This is a genomic window from Trinickia sp. LjRoot230 (assembly GCF_964253315.1).
Lineage (GTDB): Bacteria > Pseudomonadota > Gammaproteobacteria > Burkholderiales > Burkholderiaceae > Trinickia.
This window is the reverse complement of record NZ_CAXUQX020000001.1, coordinates 3,595,251-3,613,655: the sequence shown is the minus strand read 5'-3', so window position 1 is coordinate 3,613,655 and position 18,405 is coordinate 3,595,251. Positions and strand designations below refer to the sequence as shown.

Here is an 18,405-nt window from a genome sequence, read left to right as displayed (position 1 = left end):
CGGCCAAACGGCCGCGCTGGGCCCGTTGACTGCCCGTGGTGGATTATTGGGAGGGAAACTTACGGTGGACTGACGTAGCGGATGTCTGCTGGTTTACGCCGATTTAATGGTCAGCTGTTTGGTATAATCGCGCTTCTTCTGTGAAATTGCCGTCATTTTGATGCAATAATCCCTGAAAAATGCGTCTTCTTTTGTGCGGCCACCGGCTGACGGCACGCCTGTCAGGGTAAATCCGGGGCTCCTTCGACGAGAGCGGAGGCGGGGTCGGGAGCAGGGCCGGGCGCGAGGGGCAGGCTGATGCGCACGAGCGTGCCCGCGAGCGGCGGGGAACGCTGATAAACGTTGTCGTCGAATGCGAGCGTGCCGCCGTGCATCGTGACGATCTCGCGCACGATGGAAAGACCGAGCCCGCTGCCGTCACCCTCGCGTCCGAGAATCCGGTAGAACCGTTCGATGACCTTCGGGCGCTCGGCCGGTGCAATGCCAGGCCCCGTGTCCTCGACTTCGAGGTGCGCGAGTTGTTTGTCGCGCTCGGTTTTCACCCGCACGGTGATGCGTCCGCCCGCAGGCGTGTAGCGGATGGCGTTATCGATCACGTTCGAGAGCATCTCGCGCAGCATCACGGCGTTGCCGGCTACCACGACGGGCTCGTCGGGCCCCTCGTAGCCGAGATCCATTTGCTTGGCGAGCGCTGCGCGCACCCAGTCGCGCACGGCAAGCCGTGCCAGATGCGCCACTTCGACCGGCGCGAAAATTTGACCCGACATCCGGTTTTCGGCCCGCGCCAGCGCGAGCAACTGCGTCACGAGCCGCGCGGCCTGGTCGGCGCTCGCGGCGATTTGTTCGAGCGAGAGGCGCACTTCGGGCGAGACGTCTTGCCGCAACGCCAGCTCGGCTTGCGTATGCAGGCCGGCGAGCGGGGTTTTCATCTGATGAGCGGCATCGGCGATGAAGCGCTTTTGCAGGTCGATATTCTGCTCGAGACGAGTCAGCAAATCGTTGAACGAGGTGACGAGCGGCTCGATCTCGGGCGGCGCGCGCTGTGCCTCGAGCGGCGACAGGTCATCTGGCCGGCGCGTGCGCAAGTTGGCTTGCAGCGCGGTGAGCGGCGCAAGCCCGCGCGAGAGGCCGAACCATACCAGAACGATTGCCAGCGGCAAGATCACGAACTGCGGCAGGATCACGCCCTTGATGATGTCGTTGGCAAGCGCGCTGCGTTTGCCGAGCGTCTCGCCCACCTGCACGAGCACGCTTTGCTCGCCGGACGCGGCCGGGAATTCGACGGTCGTATAGGCGATGCGGATGTCGTTGCCGTGCAGCGTGGCATCGCGGAATTCGACAAGGCCGGGCTGAGGACGGTCGTCGTCGGGCGGCAGCGGCAACTCGGACACGCCGGCTACCAGTTCGCCACGTGTGCCGAGTACCTGATAAAAGACCTTGTCGGCGTTGTCGCCGCTCAGAAAGTCGCGTGCCGCGTCAGGTAGCGACAGCTCCGCCACGCCGCCAACCGGATGGATCTGGCGTGCAAGCACATAGGCATCGGTCTCGAGCGCGCGATCGAATGGTCCATTCGCAATCGTCTTCGCGACCAGATACGTCACGGCAATGCTCATCGGCCATAGCAGCAAAAGCGGTGCGAGCATCCAATCGAGAATCTCGCCGAAAAGCGAGCGTGGGCGTCCCGCCGACGCCGTATTGGCTTCATCGGGCGGCGCGAACGGATTGGCCTCGAAGCCGCTCGCTTGCGCAGTCGGGCTTGCCGGCTGGCGAGTGCCGCTGTCGCTGTCGTCGTTGGTGGACACAGGAGAGGCCACGACGCGCCTACTTCGGCGAACGCTTCGAGTTGTCGCCGTTTGTGCCGCTGTCGCCGAGAGAAGTCGTGGCGGCTGCAACCACTGCTGCAGGGGCTGCGCTCGCGTTCCCGTTCGCGGTATCGGCGGATGCACCCTGTGGCGCGGCCGGCTTTTCGAGGCAATAGCCGAGCCCGCGCACGGTAATGATGCGCACGCCGCTTGGCTCGATCTTTTTGCGCAGCCGGTGCACGTAGACTTCGATCGCGTTATTGCTGACTTCCTCGCCCCATTCGCACAGGTGATCCACGAGCTGCTCCTTCGAGACGAGCCGTCCAATCCGCTGCAGCAGCACTTCGAGCACGCCGAGTTCGCGCGCGGAAAGATCGAGCACTTGTTCGCTCACGTAGGCGACGCGCCCAACCTGATCGAATGCAAGCGAGCCATGCCGCACGACGGTCGGGCCGCCGCCCGAGCCGCGGCGCGTGAGCGCGCGTACGCGCGCTTCCAGTTCGTTCAGATTGAACGGCTTGGCCATGTAATCGTCGGCGCCGAGATCGAGCCCCTTGACGCGTTGGTCGACGCTGTCGGCGGCCGTCAGGATCAGCACCGGCAAGCTCGAGTTGCGCGCGCGCAGGCGTCGCAGCACCTCGAGCCCCGACATATACGGCAGGCCCAAATCGAGGATCAGCAAGTCGAACGTCTGCATCGACAAGGCGGCGTCTGCTTCGCTGCCACCCTTCACGTGATCAACGGCATAGCCCGATTGGCGGAGTGATCGAACGAGGCCGTCCGCGAGTATGCTGTCGTCTTCGGCAATGAGTATTCGCATGATGCGCCGGCGCGCTGGTGAAGGCCCCGCGCCGCAGTCTCCGATGTATTTGTGTGTAATCACGGTGGCTCGGGAATGTCACTGCGCTCATTGCCGCAGCAAATCCGCAACGCGTCGGGCTTGCAAAGAACCCTGTTTTTTTATACAGTGTCTGCGTTTCGCGTGTTCGCTGGCAAAACCGAGAAAAAGCGCGAGAAAAAGCGCGAGAAAAAGCGACGTTTTTTCTCGCTGATTTTCGTGCCGGCCCCTCGCCGCAGATGCCGCTCATCATAGCAAAGGACGATTCATGGAAGAAAGCAAGAAAGGCTCGGCTGGACTGACGGCTGAAAAGAGCAAGGCGTTGGCCGCCGCGCTCGCGCAGATCGAAAAGCAGTTCGGCAAAGGGTCGGTCATGCGGCTCGGCGATGGCGAAGTGGCCGAAGATATCCAGGTTGTCTCGACTGGCTCGCTCGGCCTCGACGTCGCTCTTGGCGTGGGCGGCTTGCCGCGCGGGCGCGTGGTCGAGATCTACGGCCCGGAATCGTCGGGTAAAACCACGTTGACGCTGCAAGTGATTGCCGAGATGCAGAAGCTGGGCGGCACGGCCGCGTTTATCGACGCCGAACACGCGCTCGATATCCAATATGCGGGCAAGCTTGGTGTCAACGTCAATGATCTGCTGGTTTCGCAGCCCGATACGGGCGAACAGGCGCTTGAAATTGCCGATGCGCTCGTGCGTTCGGGGTCAATCGACATGATCGTGATCGACTCGGTGGCGGCACTCGTGCCGAAGGCCGAAATCGAAGGCGAAATGGGCGATTCCCTGCCGGGCTTGCAGGCGCGTCTGATGTCGCAGGCGTTGCGCAAGCTCACGGGTACGATCAAGCGCACGAACTGCCTCGTGATCTTCATCAACCAGATCCGTATGAAGATCGGCGTGATGTTCGGCAACCCCGAAACCACAACGGGCGGCAACGCGCTCAAGTTCTATGCATCGGTGCGGCTCGACATTCGCCGTGTGGGTTCGATCAAGAAGAATGACGAGGTCATCGGCAACGAAACGCGGGTGAAGGTGGTCAAGAACAAGGTTGCGCCGCCGTTTCGCGAAGCAATCTTCGACATCCTCTATGGCGAAGGTATTTCACGCCAAGGCGAAATTATCGATCTCGGTGTGCAGGCAAAGATCGTCGACAAGGCCGGCGCCTGGTACAGCTATAACGGCGAGCGAATCGGCCAGGGCAAGGACAACGCACGTGAATTTCTGCGCGAAAACGCCGATATGGCACGCGAGATCGAAAACCGCATTCGCGAGTCGCTTGGTGTGAATTCGATGCCGACGGTAGCCGTCAGCGCCGAAGTCGTCGACGAAAAGGAGTAAGCGCTGCGTGATACGCAAGGCTCGCTTTGGGTTGGGCGCCGGTGGGTCGGGCGCTGGTGGGTTGGGCGCCGATGCCCGCAGCCGGCGCTCGATTGACGATGCAAACCGAAACGCAAGCAAAAGCGAGCCGCCGGATAACGGCGGCGATCCGCTTGATCCTGCATCGATAGATGATTCGTCTGATGCAGGGCGACGCGGCGCCCGCGTTGGGCGTTCGCTCAAAGCGCGCGCGCTCGACTATCTTTCCAAGCGCGAGCACAGTCGCGCCGAATTGTTGCGTAAGCTGGCGCCGTTTGCCCAAGAGGGGGATTCGATCGAAACACTCGTCGATTCGCTCGAGAAGGAGGGCTGGCTGTCCGATGCACGGTTTGTCGAGAGCATCGTCCATCGGCGCGCCGCGCGCATGGGCAGCGCACGGATCGTAAGCGAGCTGCGCCAGCATGCCGTACCGGACGCGCTCGTTGCCGCAGCCGGCAACGAGCTTCGCGAGACGGAGTTCGCGCGGGCGCAAGCTGTCTGGCGTAAAAAGTATGGGCACATGCCGCAAACGCCTGCCGAGCGAGCGAAGCAAGGACGCTTTATGGCCATGCGCGGGTTTTCGCGGGCAATCATCGTCCAAGTGCTCAAAGGCGAGGACGACTGGGGCGATGACTAATCCGGGTCTCTGCCACCTTGATCCCTCCTGCATGGGTCCGCAAGCGGGCAAGAAGGGGTCATAAGCGAGCCGCGAGCGCGCCGTAAACGCCGCTTCCCACTATGCTAAAATCCCCCGGTTTCCTCTCCAGCCGTCTCCCCTCGCATGCCGCTTTCCCCGCCTGTATCCCGCCAGTTGCGCCATCGTCGCGCAATCCGAGCGGAAGCTTTCGAGCGTGGGGACGGTCTCTGGGATATCGAGGCGTGTCTGACCGATCATAAGCCTCGTGACGTCGTGCTCGCGCCCGGTGTCCGGCCCAATGGCCTGCCGATCCATGAACTTTGGCTCCGCATCACGATCGATCGCAAGCTTACTGTCGTCGATGCCGAAGCATCGTCCGACTGGGTGCCGTATCCCGGTCACTGCGAAGCCCCGAATTCTGCCTACCGTGCCCTCATCGGGCTCAACCTTCTCGATAACTTCCACCGCCGGGTGCGCCGCCTCCTCGACGCAAGAACGGGCTGTACCCACCTCACCGAGCTGTGCGCTGTATTGCCGACCGCTGCGATCCAAGCATTCGCCGGCGACGTCTGGCGCACGCGCGATTGCGGCGCTAATAGCATCGACGAGAGCGAGCCGCCATTTCAGCTCGACCGATGTCAGGCGCTGCGGTTCGACGGCGAGGCGGTCCGGCAGTTTTATCCGCGCTGGTATGGTCATGCGCCACGCAGCCATTCAGACGCCGACGGCACGCCAATGCGTGCACCGCGCGCTGCCGGCCGGAAGGAAATCAGCGATTTCGACGTTCAATCCAACTCTTAGACTGAAGGGAATCACGCATGAAGATTCACGAGTACCAGGGTAAGGAAATCCTGCGAAAATTCGGCGTCGCAGTGCCACGCGGCAAGCCGGTGTTTTCCGTGGATGACGCGGTGAAAGCCGCTGAGGAGCTGGGCGGCCCGGTTTGGGTCGTCAAGGCGCAAATTCACGCGGGCGGCCGCGGCAAGGGCGGCGGCGTGAAGGTTGCGAAGTCGATCGATCAGGTGCGCGAGTATGCGAACCAGATCCTCGGCATGCAGCTCGTCACGCACCAGACCAGCGCGGAAGGCCAGAAGGTGAACCGGCTTCTGATCGAAGAAGGCGCGGACATCAAGAAGGAACTCTATATCGGCCTCGTGATCGACCGCGTTTCGCAAAAGGTCGTCGTCATGGCGTCGAGCGAAGGCGGCATGGACATCGAGGAAGTGGCTGCAAAGACGCCTGAGGCGATCCATAAAGCTGCTGTTGACCCGGCGACGGGCCTCACGGATGCTCAGGCTGACGACCTCGCGAAGAAGATCGGCGTGCCTGACGCATCGGTGCCGCAAGCGCGAACGATCCTTCAAGGTCTTTACAAAGCGTTTTGGGAAACGGACGCGTCGCTTGCTGAAATCAACCCGCTGATTCTGACGGGCGACGGCAAGGTGATCGCGCTCGATGCGAAGTTCAACTTCGATTCGAATGCGCTGTTCCGTCACCCCGAAATCGTGGCCTACCGCGATCTGGACGAAGAAGACCCGGCCGAAGTCGAAGCCTCGAAGTTCGATCTGGCCTACATCTCGCTCGATGGCAACATTGGCTGCCTCGTCAACGGCGCCGGTCTTGCGATGGCGACGATGGACACCATCAAGCTGTTCGGCGGCGAGCCGGCGAACTTCCTCGACGTCGGCGGTGGCGCGACGACGGAGAAGGTCACCGAAGCCTTCAAGCTCATGCTGAAGAACCCTGGCCTCAAAGCCATTCTCGTCAATATCTTCGGCGGCATCATGCGCTGCGACGTGATCGCGGAAGGCGTCATTGCCGCGTCGAAGGCCGTGCACCTGCAAGTGCCGCTCGTCGTGCGCATGAAGGGTACCAACGAGGATCTCGGCAAGAAGATGCTTGCCGAGTCGGGACTGCCGATCATCGCGGCGGACAGCATGGAAGAGGCTGCGCAGAAGGTCGTCGCGGCTGCCGAGGGCGCGGCGTAAGCCGCCGCCCACGCGCCACGGATACGAACAGAGGTCAATACATGTCGATTCTGATTAATAAAGACACGAAGGTCATCACGCAGGGCATCACCGGCAAGACCGGACAGTTCCATACGCGCGCATGCCGCGAATACGCAAACGGTCGCGAAGCGTTCGTTGCCGGCGTGAACCCGAAAAAGGCTGGCGAAGATTTCGAAGGCATTCCGATCTACGCGAGCGTGAAAGAGGCAAAGGCCGAAACCGGCGCCACGGTTTCTGTCATCTATGTGCCGCCTGCGGGAGCCGCTGCCGCAATCTGGGAAGCGGTCGAAGCCGATCTCGATCTCGCCATTTGCATCACCGAAGGCATTCCGGTGCGTGACATGATCGAAATCAAAGATCGCATGCGTCGCGAAAATCGCAAGACCTTGCTGCTCGGGCCGAACTGCCCGGGTACGATCACGCCCGACGAGCTCAAGATCGGCATCATGCCGGGCCACATTCACCGCAAAGGCCGCATTGGCGTCGTCTCGCGTTCCGGCACGCTGACGTACGAAGCGGTCGGCCAACTGACGGCGCTGGGCCTCGGCCAATCGTCGGCAGTCGGCATCGGCGGCGATCCGATCAACGGGCTCAAGCACATCGACGTCATGAAGATGTTCAACGACGATCCGGAAACGGACGCCGTCATCATGATCGGCGAGATCGGCGGCCCGGACGAAGCCAACGCGGCGTACTGGATCAAAGACAATATGAAAAAGCCCGTGGTCGGCTTCATTGCCGGTGTGACGGCGCCTCCGGGCAAGCGCATGGGCCATGCTGGTGCGTTGATTTCGGGCGGTGCTGATACGGCGGAAGCCAAGCTCGAAATCATGGAGGCTTGCGGCATCAAGGTCACGAAGAACCCGTCGGAGATGGGCCGTTTGTTGAAGTCGATTCTCTAAGCGGTTATGCGCTGATCCGCCCGGCGCCGTAGCGCCGCGCGGGTCACGCATCGAAGTACGCATCGTCTCGCCGGCGTTTTTTGGTATTCTTTCGAAACGATTTCGTAAGGCCGCCGATGGCCGGCAGGAAGCGAGGAAGCACGCGCGGCTTCTTCGCTTTTTTATCGCCTGTTTTCGACGCGCCTCGTTCCGTTTGATCTTTGCCCGTGGGGCGGGAATGCCTATTGCGCCTATGTTTGCGACCATGCTCGACTTTTTTGCGACGCTCCATTGGGGAGCCGTCATCCAGATCGTCATCATCGATATCCTGCTCGGCGGCGATAACGCTGTTGTCATTGCACTTGCTTGCCGCAAGCTGCCGCCCGCACAGCGCATGCAGGGGGTGCTCTGGGGGACGGTCGGCGCGATCGTACTGCGCGTCGCGCTGATTGCGTTTGCGGTGGTGCTGCTCGATGTGCCGCTGCTCAAGTTCGCAGGGGGGTTGCTGCTGCTGTGGATCGGCGTGCGGCTCCTGGCCCCGGCGTACGAGGCGCACGGCGACATCAAGCCGGCCGACAAGCTTGTGGCTGCCATCAAGACAATCATCGTCGCGGATGCCGTTATGAGCCTCGATAATGTCATCGCCATTGCGGGTGCCGCCGAAACCGCCGACCCGCAGCACCGCGTTGCGCTCGTCGTGTTCGGGCTCGTCGTCAGCATTCCGTTGATCGTCTGGGGCAGTACGCTCGTGTTGAAGCTGCTGGACCGTTTCCCGATCATCGTCGCTGCCGGCGCCGCGTTGCTGGGCTGGATTGCAGGCGGGCTCATCATCAATGATCCCGCGGGCGACCGTTGGCCCATGCTCGATGCGCCAGCCGCCGAATTTGGCGCGCATGTGGCCGGTGCGATATTCGTCGTGGCGCTCGGGTATGTGCTCAAGCGGCGGATGCAGCGGCGCGTCTCGTCGCATGCTTCGGACTCCTCGGGTTCGTCGGACCCTCATTGAAGCACTGGGAAAATTGAGCCGCCATTGGCCAGACGGCTAGCCGTTTGGCCGACTGCTTCTCATTTCTGGTGTTGGCTACGCTTCGAACAGTTGCCCGCCGCACGAGCGGGCATTGTCTTCGAGGAGTCAGCCGATGCTTGCCGTTCGACCTGTACCACATGCGTCACTTGTCTTACCTGCGCCGCTATTCGCGGTTTTATCGCCTGCCTCGCGTACGCGCTGTTATAGAAGCGGCTTCACGCTGATCGAGCTGATGATCGTGCTGGCCATCGTCGGGGTCGTTGCCGCCTATGCGATTCCCGCTTATCAGGACTACCTCGCGCGCAGCCGGGTTGGCGAGGGGTTATCGCTTGCGTCGGCGGCGCGGCTTGCGGTGGCTGAGAACGCGGCCACCGGCAACGCGCTCGGCAGCGGCTATCTGTCGCCTCCGGCCACCCGTAACGTCGAGTCGATTCGCATCGACGACGACAGCGGTCAGATTGCAATTCGCTTTACAGCGCGCGTCGCGCCGGCGGGCAGCGACACGCTCGTATTGGTGCCCTCGGCGCCAGACGATGGAGCGACACCCACTGCGCGCGTCGCGTTGGTGAGCGGTGCGGTGCCAGGCGGCTCGGTGACGTGGGAGTGTTTTGCCGCCGGCAAGGACGCGTCCTCGCTGCCAGCGCCGGGCTCGGGCCCTGTGCCGCTCGATGGTGCGACGTTGCCTGCGGCTGTCGCACCGCCTGAATGCCGCGCGTGACATCGATTCGCGAAGATGAGGCGCGCCGGTGTCGCACAGCGAAACAATTTTTTGTATAGTGCGCCGATTGCCGATGCCCCCATTGCTCATGACCTCATCTTTTGCACGTTCCTTGTCGTTCGCGTTGTTGGCGCTTGCTGTGCTGCTTCCCTATGCGGTGACGAACCACACGTATCCAATCCCGACGTTCTACGCTGAGTTCACTGCGCTCTCGCTGTATCTGCTCGTTGGCGCGTCGGTGATCTGGCTGTCACTCAGTGCATGGCCGCGTCCCGCATTCGGCAGCCCGACGGTTGCGCTGGTGCCGCTTGTGTTCGGTGTCGTGCTCGTTGCGCAGACGTTCCTGCTGCCGCTGATGCAGCCGTCCATGAACTGGCTCGGCGCGGGCTTTTTGCTGGCGGCGTTTATGGCGACCCATACCGGTTTCGCCTTCGCGCGAGCCAATCTTGCGGAAGATGTATTGCGCTGGGCGGCGTGGGCACTCGTGGTGGGCGGGCTGTTTGCGGTTTTTTGTCAGGTCGTCCAGCTCTTTCATCTGGAAACGCGGGTGGCGCCGTTCGTGGTCGCTTACAACGTAAGTGCGGAGCGTCGGCCATTCGGCAATATGGCGCAGGCCAATCACCTTGCGACGGTGATTGCGTTTGCGCTGGCCGCAGCCATGCTCCTCGTGCAGACGCGGCGCTTGCATCCATTGCTGTGGGTCGTCGTTTCGGCGATTTGCGTGCTCGGGCAGGCGCTCACTGTTTCGCGCGGGCCGTGGTTGCAAACGGGCGTGATCGTCGTTGCCGGGTTCTGGATGGCTATTGCTATTGCACGGCGCGAAGGGCGCGGCCTCGGGCGTGCGCGCGACTGGTTGATTCCGCTCGGGCTCGTTGCGATTTTTGCCGGCGTGAACATCGCCGTGCGTTGGGCAAACGAACGCTATCACCTGAATCTGGATGTATCGGCGGCGCACCGTTTTCAGGACAAAGGGCAGATCGTCTTGCGTTTGGCGATGTGGAAGTACGGCTGGACCATGTTCCGCGGGCACCCATGGCTCGGCGTCGGCTGGGGTGAATTCCCGCGTTATCAGTTCGAACTCGTCAAGGCGCTGGGGAGTGTCGAGATCGCGAATAATGCGCACGACATTTTCATCGATCTCCTTGCGAAAACGGGCGTCGTGGGGCTTGGTGTGCTGCTCGTTGGGCTGCTTTCGTGGCTCGTTCGCGTGCTGCTTGCACCGCATACCGCGGCGCGTGTATTCGGGCTTGCGTTGATCGGCGTGCTGCTGATGCACGCGCTGGTCGAATATCCGCAACAGTACATGTTCTTCCTGCTGCCGGCGATGTTCGTGCTTGGGGTGCTCGAACCGAAGCCGCTTCGCTTCGTGCCGCCGGGCGTGTCGCTCGGGGTTCACGCATTCATTGTCGCGGCGGGGCTCGCCGCGTTGCTCCCGGTTTATCGCGAGTATGCGCGTGCCGAGGTGCTCTACTATGGCGCGCACCCGGCGGACGAATACCGCGCTGCGCCGTCGCGGCTTTTTGGTGCGTGGGGCGAGTACGGGATGGCGACGCTGCTGTCGATCGACAGCCATGATTTGCCGTTGAAGCTCGCGATGCATAAGCAGGCCATCGCCTTGCTGCCAGGCGAGACGGTGCTGCGGCGCTATGCGGTGCTGCAGGCGCTTGACGGACGCGAGGCCGATGCGTTCGATACGGTCGAACGGCTGAAGATATTTGCCGGTGTGCTGCGGGATTGGCCAGCGCAGCTTGCTGCGATCTATGAGCTTTGCGACGACGAGCCCAAGCTCAAAGCATTCAAAGCCGAACTCGTGAAGCGGTATGGGGTACCGCCCGATACGGGCGCGGATGACAGCGAGGATGATTGAGCGACGCGCGGCGGCGCTGCCTACGTTGGATGGTGGTGCGCGTTGCCTGCTGTGTCAGGAACGGTCTCAGGGCGTCGAGACCTACGCCCCCGCCACCCAATCCCCCGACTTCCCGCCGTGCTTCTCCATCACGCGCACATCGGTAATCGTCATCCCTCGATCCACGGCCTTGCACATGTCGTAGATCGTCAGCAACCCGATTTGCACTGCCGTCAGCGCTTCCATTTCCACGCCGGTGCGTCCAAGCGTTTCCACTTGAGCCGTGCAATGTACCCCTGGCAATGCGTCGTCGAATGAAAAATCGACCGCTACGCGCGTCAAGGCCAACGGATGACACAGCGGAATCAGGTCGGCAGTTCGCTTTGCCCCTTGGATGGCGGCGATGCGAGCAACGCCGAGCACATCGCCCTTTTTCGCGTTGCCTGCGCGGATCAACTCGAGCGTTGCCGCAAGCATGCGGATCGAGCCGCGAGCAAGCGCAATCCGCTTGGTTTCGTCCTTGCTGCCGACGTCAACCATATGCGCCTGGCCCGCAGCGTCGAAATGCGTGAATTCTGCCATCTGGGAGCTCCTTCGAAGGGCGCCTATGTTATCAGCCGATCAGCCGTCCGACCCCTCAGCCTTCTGCAAACGCGAAGCCGGGCTCGGCACAAACGCGAACCGCGCGGCCACATCGCCGCGTCGCACCATGTCAATCGGCAACGCGCAATCCACCCCCCATTGCATTCGACCACCACGGCCATCATCCTCGAGGAGCGTCGCGAAATCGCTGAACAAATCGAGATCGTGATCGTGTAGCAGCGCGACCCGCGGGGGATGCGGGGGATTCGAAGCTGCGACGAAAAGCACCGCACCTTCTTCATCGATCAGCACCGCAGCCGGCTCGAACGGCGCCCCGGTCTGATCGACGAGCATAAGCGCGGGCAACCCGGGCGTTCGATCCATCTGACTGAGCCGCACCGTCCACGGCGTATAGGCAAGCTCGACATACACGCGCTGCGGCCCGTTCTGAAAAAACCATTGGCCGTGCTCGTCGGCTTCGTAGTTGCGGTTGATGAAGGCGATGAGCGCCGCGTGCCGAATGAGCGTGCCAAGCTCGCCGCGCGCCTGCGTATGCTCGTCGCGCATACGCCACTGGCCACGCCGGTCCAGCAGCAGCCATCCCGTGCAATGCGGCACGTTCGGCCATTTGGTGAGCGCGGCCTTGACGATGTCATCCATGGCGAGCGAACGGTTCCAGAAACGAGAAGACGCGGCGCGGCAGCCAATTGATGCGCCCAGGGAACGGCCCGGTCATGAAGCCGACGTGGCCGCCGGCTTCGGGTTGGTCGAGCTCCACCACGGCCGACACCTCGGCGCGTGTAGGCAGCGCGGTGCTCGGCAGAAACGGGTCGTTGCGCGCATTGAGCACCAGCGTCGGCACGGCGATATTAGGCAACAGCGGCCGCGTCGTTGCGCGCGTCCAGTAATCCTCAGTGTTGCGAAAACCGTGCAGCGGCGCGGTCACGACGTTGTCGTAGTCGTACATCGTGCGGCTCGCAAGCATGGTGTCGCGATCGAAAAGGCCCGGGTACTGCTCAAGCTTGAGCAGGGCCTTCTTCTTCAGCGTCTTCAGAAAGTTCATCGTATAGACGAGCGCGAAGCCCTGCGAAAGCGCGCGGCCGCCCGCGTGCACGTCAAGCGGCGTGGAAATGGCGGCAGCGGCAGCGATGAACGTCGCGTCGCTGCCGCGTTGGCCCAGCCAGCGCAGCAAAACGTTGCCGCCAAGCGACACGCCAACGGCCACGATCGGCCCCTTGTGGACTTCGTGCAAGCGCCGCAAGATCCAATCGACTTCGTCGCTGTCCGCAAGATGATAGAAGCGCGGCGCCAAATTCAACGGACCGCTGCAACTGCGAAAGTGCGGCACGACGCCATGCCATCCGAATGCGCACGCCGTGGCCATCAGCACGCGCGCGTAGTGCGAGTCGGAATTGCCCTCCAGACCGTGAAAGACCACAAGTAGCGGTGCATCGGCCGGCGGAGCGGAGCTGCTTTGCGTCGCGTAGGCGAGCCAGTCAAGTTCGATGAAATCGCCATCGGGCGTGCTCCAGCGCTCGCGCCGGTAATCAACGGCGGGGCGCCTTGCAAAAAGTGCGGGGATGATCGTCTGCGCATGGCTCGTGGGCAGCCAGGGTGGGGGACAGTAGAGCAGGTCGATTAGCGTATCTGTGGCCGCCCGGTCCGCTGCCGGGATCGAAGTTGGCTTGTCGTGCGCCGTACTCATGACCTTCCCCAAAAACCACCCTAGCGGCCCAGATGCGGGCCCGCTCAGTGCAACGCGCCTTGTCCGTGCCTGACCTTCGCGGCGAACTCGTTCGCTGTCGCGGCAGGCATCGGGCTCGCGTGGATGTGCGCGATGCGCCATGTGCCGCGCTCGTGCACGAGCACATAGGTCGCATAAACCATCCGCGGCGACGCCTTCGGCTCGCGCAGCTGGTGTGCTTCCGCCACGGCATAGACCGCGGTGCCGAGGCTGTCGTAGACGCGCACATCGAGCGGCTCGACCGAGGTCGGCAGCTTGCCTTTGGCCGCCAACTGCGCGACGCCCGCCCGAATGCTGTCGATGCCGTGCCAATGTGCGCCGCTCGAATCGATGAAGCTTGCGAAGTCCTCGTCGATCCATAACGCCATCAGTTCGTCGATGTTGCCTTCGGCGAGTGCCTGGTAAAACGCGTTGAGCGTCTCGGCTGCAGCTTCGAAGAGTCGGGCAAAACGTGGCATCTGATAGCTCGTCGATGTCTTTGCTCGCGCGTTGCCGCGCGTCATTTGGCGGCGGGGCGATGCAGTGCATCGACGCCCGGTGGTCAAGCTTTTCTCGCCGCGGCGCTCATGCTCCAATGAACGCACGAACCGCGAAGGGGCGTCCGTGCGTCAGCGCTCGCCGAGCAGCATCCCGCGCAGATCGTCGAACACCTGTTCTGCCGAGAGTTCGCGCAGACACCGCAGATGACCGAGCGGACATTCGCGCGCAAAGCAGGGGCTGCACTCGAGATGCAGCCATTGTACCTTCGCCACGTCCGACAACGGGGGGGTGTGGCGCGGATCGCTCGAACCGAAAACGGCAACCAGCGGGCGTTTGAGCGCGGCGGCCACGTGCATCAGGCCCGAATCGTTACTGACCACCGCGCCCGCGCGCGAAATCAGCGCGCATGCCTCGCCCAGCGAGGTCTGGCCGCAAAGGTTGCGCACCAGCGGCGCGCGCTCGGCAATGGCTTCGGCGATCGGCGCGTCCTTGTTCGACCCGAGCGCGACGATTTGAGTATAAGGGAACGATTGCCCGATCATTTGCGCAAGCGCGGCGAAATGCTCGGGCGGCCAGCGTTTGGCGCTGCCGTATTCGGCGCCGGGGCAAAATGCGACGAGCGGCACGCGCGTGTCGAGGTTAAAGCGCGTCGAGACGCGGACTGCTTCGTTCAGATCGGCGTCGAGCTTCGGCGTCGGCAGGCGCTCCGATAAATCAGGCACGTTGGCGCCGGGCGCGTACGCCAGCGCGGCGTAGTGCGCCGCCATCGGGCCCCGTTCATCGCGCGGCGGGTTCGCATGGCGGACATTGAGCAGACCATAACGATGTTCGCCGGTATAACCGATACGCAGGCGAATGCCCGCGAGCCACGGGATCAATGCGGACTTGAGCGAATTCGGCAGGACGTAGGCGGCGTCGTAGCCTACGTCGCGCAGGTCGCCCGCCAGTTGCCAGCGACGTAGCAAATTCAGCTTGCCGTGGGCGAGCTCGGCCGGGTAGACATCGCGGATGTCGGGCATCCGTTCGAGCACGGGCGCGACCCATGGGGGCGCCACGGCATCGAGCACGATACGGGGGTGCAATTGCCTGAGCAGCGCGAAAAGCGGCTGCGCCATCAATGCGTCACCGATCCAATTCGGTGCGATAACCAACGCGCGACGCATCAGTGTCAATATCCAAGAGCTTGAAAAATACGGCGCGCGAGAGCCGCGTAATGGCGAGGTGGGCTGCCATACCGGCAACCCAAGTGGCCGCCGTTCTTAATGGCAGCAGTGAGTCACTGCGTTAATGGCCTTTGACGATTTCCCCGTCGCGCAGTTTGTAGCGCGTGCCGCAGTAGGGGCAGCGCGCTTCGCCGTGCGAGACGTCGATGAACACGCGCGGATGCGCGCTCCAGCGCGGCATCGACGGGTTCGGGCAATACGCGGGCAGATCTTTCGCCGACAATTCGATCAGCGGCATTTCTTTGATTACGCTCATGTGGGCAGTTTTAACTTATTGGCTTATTAGCGATATATTTCGGGCGGTGCCGCGGCACGCAGGCGCGCGTCAGCGTCAGACTTTCGTGAGCCAGTGCGCATATTGCGCGTTTTTGCCGGCGACGATATCGAAGAACGCCGTCTGCAGCCGTTCGGTAATCGGGCCTCGCGTACCGCTGCCGATCGTGCGGTTATCGAGTTCGCGGATCGGCGTGACTTCGGCGGCCGTGCCTGTGAAAAAGGCCTCGTCGGCCGTATAGACCTCGTCGCGCGTGATGCGCTTTTCGATCACTTCGATGCCGACTTCCTTGGCGAGCGTAATGATGGTGTCGCGCGTGATGCCGTCGAGGCACGATGAGAGATCGGGCGTGAAAATCTTGCCGTTGTTGACGAGAAAGAAGTTTTCGCCCGAGCCTTCGGAAACATAGCCGTCGACATCGAGCAACAGGGCTTCGTCGTACCCGTCAGTGATGGCTTCCTGATTGGCGAGGATCGAATTCACATACCAACCGGACGCTTTCGCGCGCACCATCGAAATATTCACGTGATGGCGCGTGAACGACGAGGTCTTCACGCGGATGCCCTTCGCGATGCCTTCTTCGCCCAGATACGCGCCCCACGGCCAGGCGGCAATGGCCACATGGATGGTGTTGCCGCGCGCCGAGACGCCGAGCTTTTCGGAGCCCACCCAGGCGATTGGCCGCAGGTAGGCCGACGCCAGCCCGTTTGCGCGCACGACCTCGCATTGCGCTGCACAAAGGGTTTCGCGATCGAACGGCACGTCCATCTGAAAGATCTTCGCCGAATTAAAAAGACGCTTCGTGTGCTCTTTCAGCCGAAAAATGGCCGTGTTGCCGTCGGCGGTCTGGTACGCGCGCACCCCCTCGAAGACACCCATGCCGTAATGCAGCGTATGCGTCAGCACGTGGATCTTGGCGTCGCGCCAGTCGATCAACTTGCCGTCCATCCAGATCTTGCCGTCGCGATCGGCCATTGACATACGTATCTCCTAACGGTGCCGGGGGGCTTTTGCGATAAGAGCGTCATTTTAGCGTTTTTTGAACGCAATCCGTAAGTGCGTGTACGTGTGCCTGCTCATGCCTGCGGCGCGCGCCGCCTGGCGTCGCTCGCGGTCAATAAAGACATTCCGAATTTTCGGGGGGGCCCGGCGCGAGGCGGCGGCTACGATGCGTTCATGCAAAGACGTGGGGATCGAACGCGCCGCTGATGGCGATGTTCGCTCGCGACATTCGAAACGGGGTCGCATCCACCGATGGACACTAGTGGAGGAGGGTTCGGCGATGAAAGAAGCACTCGAGCAGGCATCGAATATCTCGATTCGCGACAGGCTGTTGGCGCGTGTGCCGCTACGCCTCGTGCCCGGCGCGATCGAGCGTTGGCGCACCAACGGCGGCGTGCGCCACCTCGATATAGCGAGTGGCACGCTGACGCCCGCGAAAGGGTTTCGCGTGGTTCAGGTGAAGCGAGCGGACCAGCGCAGCAGCCTTCCCTATCCGATTACCCATGTAATGGCCGCCAGGGTGCTGCAAGGGTATGGCCGGTTGGTCGATGTGATTTTGGCCGGGGCCGCGAGCAACCTGGACGGCGACACGGTGGATAACCTCAACAAGCTCAAAACGCTGGCCACACAATATGCGCCGGAGGTCGAGCGTCCGAAGGACAATCAACGCGTTTTCGTCATGATCAACGAGACGGAAACGCTGCCCGTGCTGTACGGCTTCGCCATCTATGAGCTCGACGGACGCTTTGCGGAGCTGGAGGCGTTGATCGCGCACCCTTTTACGCAATTGCGCAATGATCGTGCGCTGGCCAGCGCGGTTGCCAACTGCGTGGCGCTTCCCAATACGTATGGGCTGCTTGCGACGCGCCATTCCAACTATCACTTGAAGGGCATCGGCGCGGTGTTGACCACACTTTCGCTGCGCAAGCTGCTCAATAAGGATCACTTGATCGGGGTCTCGGCCATCGCGATGAATTCACGCAGCGTCACGATAGGGGCCCGATTGGAGAAGTAAGGCAACCACCGAGCAGCAATCGAGCGAAAACCCGCAAATCGTGCCTATCCCACTATAATCGAGCGTTCATCTGATTCCGCCGCGGCTCCGTTGGTACGCCGCGCACGCCGGGTTTCCCTTCGTTTGTTGTTTTATCCCTTCGTCGCGACGCACGCGAGCTCTCGCCCATGCCAGCCCGTTTTTCCGCAATCGACCGCGCCGCCTACGTCCAGGGCTTGCGCGATTGCTCGCCGACCGTCATGGCGCTGCTTTCATGGGGGCTGGTAACAGGCGTCGCCATGAGCAAATCGGTGCTCACCGTGCCGCAGGCTATCGGTATGTCGCTGTTCGTCTACGCGGGCTCGTCGCAGCTCGCCGCGCTGCCGCTGCTGGCTGCCAAGCTGCCGATTTGGACGATCCTGCTCACCGCGGCGATGGTCAATCTTCGGTTTCTCATTTTCAGCGCGGGGCTCGTGCCCCATTTCGCCTATCTGCCGTTCTGGCGGCGGACGCTGCTCGGTTATTTCAACGGCGATATCGTCTATCTGCTGTTTCAGAAGCGGGCGTTTCCCGTGGGCCATGTGCCGGGCAAGGAGGCCTATTTTTGGGGGATGGCGAGCGTCACCTGGGCGTCCTGGCAGATCTCGTCGATCGCCGGCATCGTGCTGGCGAGCTTCGTCCCGGACAACTGGGGCTTGGAGCTGGCCGGCACGGTGGCGCTGGTGCCATTGATCGTCACCGCTATCGTGAACCGCTCGACGCTCGCGGCCGTCAGCGTGGCAGGCATCGTGGCGCTGCTTGCGATCGATTTGCCGTATCGCCTGGCCTTGCCGCTCGCTGTGATGGCGGCCCTTGGCGCAGGCAGCCTGGCCGATGTCATCACCGGGCGTGCGCACGCGCGCCGCGGACGCGGTGAGCCGGCATCCGCATCCGCAGCTGCTTCGAACTCGGCGCAAAGGCACGAGGAGCGGGTACGGTGATGGCGAACGCA

The 18,405-nt window shown here is 62.5% G+C and carries 19 protein-coding genes; 10 read left to right on the top strand and 9 right to left on the bottom strand.

The annotated features are described in order from the left end of the window. Positions 1-221 precede the first annotated feature (221 nt). Complete coding sequence (locus tag ACSQ20_RS16505) at positions 222-1,814, bottom strand: sensor histidine kinase N-terminal domain-containing protein (RefSeq protein WP_436021786.1); 1,593 nt, start codon at positions 1,812-1,814, stop codon at positions 222-224. Positions 1,815-1,821: 7 nt separating this feature from the next. Then, positions 1,822-2,622: a response regulator transcription factor gene (locus ACSQ20_RS16500; protein WP_436021784.1), complete on the bottom strand. Its 801-nt coding sequence runs from the start codon at positions 2,620-2,622 to the stop codon at positions 1,822-1,824. A 286-nt stretch (positions 2,623-2,908) separates the two neighbouring features. Here ACSQ20_RS16500 and recA point away from each other — a divergent pair, with 286 nt between their 5' ends. The 8 genes from recA to ACSQ20_RS16460 all read left to right on the top strand — a co-directional run bounded on the left by recA (position 2,909) and on the right by ACSQ20_RS16460 (position 11,136). Further along, complete coding sequence (recA, locus tag ACSQ20_RS16495; protein ID WP_436021782.1) at positions 2,909-3,979, top strand: recombinase RecA; 1,071 nt, start codon at positions 2,909-2,911, stop codon at positions 3,977-3,979. 7 nt (positions 3,980-3,986) lie between these two features. Further along, positions 3,987-4,634: a recombination regulator RecX gene (gene recX, locus ACSQ20_RS16490; RefSeq protein WP_436021780.1), complete on the top strand. Its 648-nt coding sequence runs from the start codon at positions 3,987-3,989 to the stop codon at positions 4,632-4,634. Between the two features lie 144 nt (positions 4,635-4,778). Further along, complete coding sequence (locus tag ACSQ20_RS16485; RefSeq protein WP_436021778.1) at positions 4,779-5,435, top strand: DUF2889 domain-containing protein; 657 nt, start codon at positions 4,779-4,781, stop codon at positions 5,433-5,435. 17 nt (positions 5,436-5,452) lie between these two features. After that, on the top strand, positions 5,453-6,622 hold the full coding sequence (gene sucC / locus ACSQ20_RS16480) for an ADP-forming succinate--CoA ligase subunit beta (protein ID WP_436021776.1): 1,170 nt from the start codon (positions 5,453-5,455) through the stop codon (positions 6,620-6,622). A 41-nt stretch (positions 6,623-6,663) separates the two neighbouring features. Continuing rightward, the gene (sucD, locus tag ACSQ20_RS16475; protein ID WP_436021774.1) at positions 6,664-7,545 is read left to right on the top strand and encodes a succinate--CoA ligase subunit alpha; all 882 of its coding nucleotides are present in this window, start codon (positions 6,664-6,666) and stop codon (positions 7,543-7,545) included. A 244-nt stretch (positions 7,546-7,789) separates the two neighbouring features. Further along, positions 7,790-8,530, top strand: coding sequence for a TerC family protein (locus ACSQ20_RS16470; protein WP_436023178.1), 741 nt, complete (start codon positions 7,790-7,792; stop codon positions 8,528-8,530). A 133-nt stretch (positions 8,531-8,663) separates the two neighbouring features. Next, on the top strand, positions 8,664-9,269 hold the full coding sequence (locus ACSQ20_RS16465) for a pilin (protein WP_436021772.1): 606 nt from the start codon (positions 8,664-8,666) through the stop codon (positions 9,267-9,269). 88 nt (positions 9,270-9,357) lie between these two features. Further along, positions 9,358-11,136 (top strand): PglL family O-oligosaccharyltransferase, encoded by a 1,779-nt coding sequence (locus ACSQ20_RS16460; protein WP_436021770.1) that lies wholly within the window; start codon positions 9,358-9,360, stop codon positions 11,134-11,136. A gap of 81 nt (positions 11,137-11,217) precedes the next feature. On the opposite strand, the gene moaC is transcribed toward ACSQ20_RS16460, so the two are convergent. The 7 genes from moaC to ACSQ20_RS16425 form a co-directional block, all read right to left on the bottom strand. After that, positions 11,218-11,697 carry a cyclic pyranopterin monophosphate synthase MoaC gene (gene moaC, locus ACSQ20_RS16455; RefSeq protein WP_436021768.1) on the bottom strand — a complete coding sequence of 160 codons (480 nt, stop codon included), beginning with the start codon at positions 11,695-11,697 and terminating at the stop codon, positions 11,218-11,220. Positions 11,698-11,736: 39 nt separating this feature from the next. After that, positions 11,737-12,357, bottom strand: a complete 621-nt coding sequence (locus ACSQ20_RS16450; RefSeq protein WP_436021766.1) for a DUF2946 family protein — start codon at positions 12,355-12,357, stop codon at positions 11,737-11,739. Next, positions 12,350-13,402 (bottom strand): YheT family hydrolase, encoded by a 1,053-nt coding sequence (locus ACSQ20_RS16445; RefSeq protein WP_436021764.1) that lies wholly within the window; start codon positions 13,400-13,402, stop codon positions 12,350-12,352. Before ACSQ20_RS16445 ends, ACSQ20_RS16450 begins: the two co-directional genes overlap by 8 nt. A 44-nt stretch (positions 13,403-13,446) precedes the next feature. Then, positions 13,447-13,899 (bottom strand): nuclear transport factor 2 family protein, encoded by a 453-nt coding sequence (locus ACSQ20_RS16440; protein ID WP_436021762.1) that lies wholly within the window; start codon positions 13,897-13,899, stop codon positions 13,447-13,449. 150 nt (positions 13,900-14,049) lie between these two features. Next, entirely contained in the window at positions 14,050-15,084 is a 1,035-nt protein-coding gene (gene waaF / locus ACSQ20_RS16435; protein ID WP_436021760.1) for a lipopolysaccharide heptosyltransferase II, read from the bottom strand. A gap of 121 nt (positions 15,085-15,205) precedes the next feature. Continuing rightward, a complete protein-coding gene (locus tag ACSQ20_RS16430) occupies positions 15,206-15,400 on the bottom strand; it encodes a zinc-finger domain-containing protein (RefSeq protein ID WP_436021758.1) in 195 nt (64 codons plus the stop codon). A gap of 75 nt (positions 15,401-15,475) precedes the next feature. After that, entirely contained in the window at positions 15,476-16,399 is a 924-nt protein-coding gene (locus ACSQ20_RS16425) for a branched-chain amino acid transaminase (RefSeq protein WP_436021756.1), read from the bottom strand. Positions 16,400-16,700: 301 nt separating this feature from the next. Here ACSQ20_RS16425 and ACSQ20_RS16420 point away from each other — a divergent pair, with 301 nt between their 5' ends. Further along, positions 16,701-17,435 carry a hypothetical protein gene (locus ACSQ20_RS16420; protein ID WP_436021754.1) on the top strand — a complete coding sequence of 245 codons (735 nt, stop codon included), beginning with the start codon at positions 16,701-16,703 and terminating at the stop codon, positions 17,433-17,435. Between the two features lie 167 nt (positions 17,436-17,602). Then, a complete protein-coding gene (locus tag ACSQ20_RS16415) occupies positions 17,603-18,394 on the top strand; it encodes an AzlC family ABC transporter permease (protein ID WP_436021752.1) in 792 nt (263 codons plus the stop codon). Positions 18,395-18,405: the final 11 nt, after the last annotated feature.